This is a genomic window from Caballeronia glathei, from assembly GCF_000698595.1.
In the GTDB taxonomy this organism is placed as follows: domain Bacteria; phylum Pseudomonadota; class Gammaproteobacteria; order Burkholderiales; family Burkholderiaceae; genus Caballeronia; species Caballeronia glathei.
Window position 1 is genome coordinate 1 of the sequence record NZ_JFHC01000170.1, and the last position, 4,022, is coordinate 4,022.

Consider the following 4,022-nt stretch of genomic DNA (forward strand, 5'->3'; position numbering starts at 1 on the left):
TACCCACTCCGTTTTCAAAAGAGCCCGGAAAATCAAGTTTTATTCCAGCGGGCTCCGTTGCAAACATGCTCGGCGAATCGGCTAAAGCAGGAGGCCCGTCAAACTGGTACCAGTGATGAGCGAGCGCAAGTCATGCGGGTGTCGTCCTGTCAACTGATACGGCAGCGCAGAAACGTCTCAGTCACGTATAAGGCACGTTTCAGGATAGTCGATGCTAAACACTTCGATGTAGCATCGTCATCAATGGTCAGCGCATCATGTTCCGCCGATTCCCGATATCATGATTGAATGTGTCCACGCTGGGTTACTTGCCTTGCCACTTATCGCAGCCGATGTATTGACCGACTCGTACGACCACATCGTCATTGGTGGTGGATCAGCTGGCGCTCTCATTGCCGCGAGACTATCCGAGGATAGCGAGTGCCGAGTCCTGCTTATCGAGGCTGGGGATGCTTCCGTGGATCGACCTTCAATGGTCGATCCGGCTCTCCGGCTTACGAATTTCGGGACCGCGGCGGATTGGCAGTATCGTACTGTCGAACAGCCAAACGCGAACGGACGAACATTCGACTGCAATCGCGGAAAAGTACTCGGTGGATCAAGCAGTATCAACGCCGCGGTTTGGGTTTGGGGGCATCCAGCTGACTGGTGCGCCGCGCGATGAACTTCCGGCGAATGTTTCGATGACTTCTTATTCGCATTTTCCATAGCTCCATTCTCTCAAAGATTGGAGTCTCTGCAAAACCCAGTGCGGTTCGTATCGGACCGATCGGAGATTGAACGGCTACCTCTAAAATAGCGTTCGGCAAACTTTATCGGCTTTCATTGGCAACAACACGCTTCTCACGGTTGACCCGTTAGTACGGGTACGAACGCAGACGTTGTCGAAACCTAACCGGATCGACATGGGCCGTCGATCATGCGCATGGCGTCCTCGAAGACCACGAACCAGTTATTTTCGACGATCATGATCTGGCGCACGCGACAAGCTTATCGGTGGATTCGTTCTGCAGGACGTCACTGCGTTTCATGCTGCAATTGACGAACGCTCAATAATCCTAATAAGGGAGAATGGCATCGTGCCGATGCAGATACCTCACCGGCCTGATCATGGAGAATGCGATGAATGGATGGAGATTGAGCCGGATCGTCCGCAGGCGCCTCGCGCGCGCGGCGCTCGTGACCGTCGGCATTTTCACGGCCGGCGCGCTGCATGCGGCGCCGCTGCACGGCTATGGCGCGGACGCGAGGCATACCTCGGTTTCGGGGCTGTCTTCGGGCGCGTTCATGGCCGCGCAGTTCGATGTCGCGTGGTCGAAGCATCTCGTGGGCGCCGGCATCGTCGCAGGCGGTCCGTTCTATTGCGCGGGCCTGTTCCCGCCTGCAAATCCCGCCAGCGCTGCGCAAACCCACTGCATGAATCCGACCGGCGATACCGGGCCGCGCGCGCAAGATGCTCTGGCGGCAGCGCGCGAGTTCGCAGGCGAGCGCCGCATCGACGATGTGAGCGGGCTTGCCTCGCAACGCATTTATGTTTTCAGCGGCACCCAGGACCATGTCGTCGCGACCCGTGTGGTCGCGCAGGTACCGCTCTTCTACAAGCTCGCCGGCGCACCCGACGATCACATCCGGTATGTCGACAACGTGGCAGCAGGCCATGGGCTCATCACGGATAACAGTGCGAATACCCGATGCACGCTATCACAGGCGCCCTTCATCAACAATTGCGGCTTCAAACAATCGCAAGACATCCTGCGCTGGATTTACGGTACGTTGAACGCGCCGACGGTTGCGCCTGGAGGCAACCTGCTGGGTTTCGATCAGCGCCCGTTCGACCCCGACGACAAGGCTTCGCTTGGTCCGACCGGTTACGTCTATGTGCCGACCGGCTGCGCGCAGGCGGGTAGCGCGTGCCGCATTCACGTCGCGTTTCACGGCTGCCTGCAGAACGCACAGAAGATCGGTGATCTCTATGCGCGCAGCACCGACTACAACGAAATTGCGGAGAGCAATCACATCATCATTCTTTATCCGCAGGTCGCAACGTCGACGAAGAATCCGCTCGGTTGTTGGGATTTCTGGGGCTACACAAGCTCCGATCCCCAGAAGCCCGACTTCTATTCAAAAAGCGCACCGCAGATTGCCGCTGTGATGCGCATGATCGAGCGCCTTTCCGATCCGGCGCACTGAACAATGACCTTACGCCGTAAGATCAACTGTATCGGATGTTGGCGGTATTTTTGCAGCTCAGAAAAGATTTGACAATGAACCGATGAGCAGCCCGATTTCGCGAGGCACAATCGTAAGCTGCCTTGCATCACGAACAACGATACGACGCATGACTGAGCAGTGTGGTGACCGCTACGAGATAGATGGGATTTCCGGCAGGGCCTGGTCCCCCTATGATGACGGCGTCATAAATTGCTGTCACGTACCGATGGCCTTCTTTCCTCTTCGCGCGCGCATGAAGCGCGAGCCGGTGCGCGGCACACTGGCCAGATATGAGGAGCGTATCGTCGAAGTCCTCGGGGAGGCGCGCGGTACAACTGCGCGCTGCCGATGGCTCTCGCCGTGACCTGGGCTCGGCTCGAGTATTGACGACGGCGCGTTCCCGCGAGGAAGTGCCGGAGCTGGTGTTCAGCCTCAATCACCTTGTGACGAGGTGTGGTTGCGAGTTGTTCGTCGTGCAGCGCGAGCAGCGTCTCGAACACCGGAATAGCGTCCTCGGCAAGAATCCATTCGTTTGACTTGTCCGCAAGTTCAATCGCTGCCTCGACCGCGTATTCTGCAGCCTTGTAGCATTCAACCGGTTGGTTACCCTAACCTGCCTGCTGAAGAAACCACGCGATATATGCGACGCGTATGGTTTATTGAAAAGATGGCCGCTTCCGTGGCCATCCCGGCTTGCAGCAAGTGCAAGATGGTAGGACAAGGACCGCTTCCGCGCGGACGCCTGGTTCATCGGCAGAAGCGTCGCCTTGGAGCGAGGTTGACGGGGATGCGATCATGCACGCACTATGCCACCGTTTGTGCGGAGAGCGAAGAGCGAGACACGGTACCGAGACGACTATCTATTGATTGTCGTTAAGAGCGTTCATCGCATCGCGGACCTTAAACTTATGCGTGGCATATGCACGTTTTCAACGTGATGCGCTGCCCCGAGCGAGCACCGCTGGGTCGACCAGTCGATCGTACTCGTCGCCATCGAGAATACCGAGCGCGATTGCTGCTGCACGCGGCGTGACACGGTCCCGCAAAGCCGTTGCCGTGATCTGTGCAACTCGGTCATATCCCAGTATTGGATTTAGGGCCGTCACTGCGAGCAGTGCCTGGTCCACGTTCGTGGCAAGACGTTCACGGTCAACATCAATCCCGCAAACGAGTCGCCGTGAAAATACGCGGGCCGAGTCAGCCAGAACACGCAGCGACTGCAGCAGACTGTAGATCAACACCGGCTTTGCGACATTCAGTTCGAAGTTGCCGGATGCGCCCGCGAGCGTGATCGTCTGGTGATTTCCAATTACCTGAAAACACGCCTGCACAAGAACTTCCGCAATCGTCGGATTACGCTTGCCGGGCATGATCGAGGAGGTCAGTCCGTCGTCAGGAACCAGCAATTCGCCAAGCCCGCAACGGGGACCGGAGCCAAGGAAGCGTATGTCGTTCGCGATCTTCAACAGTGAGGTAGCGATTGTGTTTAGCGCTCCCGAGACCTCCACCAAAGCGTCGTGCGCCGCCATCCCTTCGAATTTGTGCGGACTAGGGGCAAACGACAACCCGGTCGCCTCCGCGAGCGTGGCACAAAAGAGGCCATCAAAACCCGGAGGCGCGTTCAATCCCGTGCCAGCCGCCGTGCCGCCCTGAGGGAGGACCAAGAGCCGCGGCAATGTATCGTCAATGCGCAGAAGCGCATTGGAGACCTGGTACTCGAACGTCGCGAACGTTTGGCCCATGGTCATTGGCACCGCGTCCATCAAGTGCGTACGGGCGATTTTTGCCTCTTTTGAATTCTCAGTGGGTGG

General features: G+C 57.7%; 3 protein-coding genes. 2 read left to right on the forward strand and 1 reads right to left on the reverse strand.

The features are described 5' to 3' along the window. Positions 1-280: 280 nt before the first annotated feature. Together BG61_RS45210 and BG61_RS37815 are read left to right on the forward strand one after the other, a co-directional pair. Positions 281-664, forward strand: coding sequence for a GMC family oxidoreductase N-terminal domain-containing protein (locus BG61_RS45210; protein ID WP_081868332.1), 384 nt, complete (start codon positions 281-283; stop codon positions 662-664). A gap of 458 nt (positions 665-1,122) precedes the next feature. Continuing rightward, positions 1,123-2,190: an extracellular catalytic domain type 2 short-chain-length polyhydroxyalkanoate depolymerase gene (locus BG61_RS37815; RefSeq protein WP_035933578.1), complete on the forward strand. Its 1,068-nt coding sequence runs from the start codon at positions 1,123-1,125 to the stop codon at positions 2,188-2,190. A gap of 950 nt (positions 2,191-3,140) precedes the next feature. Here the strand turns inward: BG61_RS37815 and BG61_RS37825 are convergent. Beyond that, the coding region (locus tag BG61_RS37825) for a lyase family protein (protein ID WP_035943337.1) at positions 3,141-4,022 on the reverse strand (882 nt) is incomplete at its 5' end.

Coding starts and splice junctions, on each gene's coding strand:
- BG61_RS45210 (WP_081868332.1), top strand. CDS start 281: ATGATTGAATGTGTCCACGCTGGGTTACTTGCCTTGCCACTTATCGCA.
- BG61_RS37815 (WP_035933578.1), top strand. CDS start 1,123: ATGAATGGATGGAGATTGAGCCGGATCGTCCGCAGGCGCCTCGCGCGC.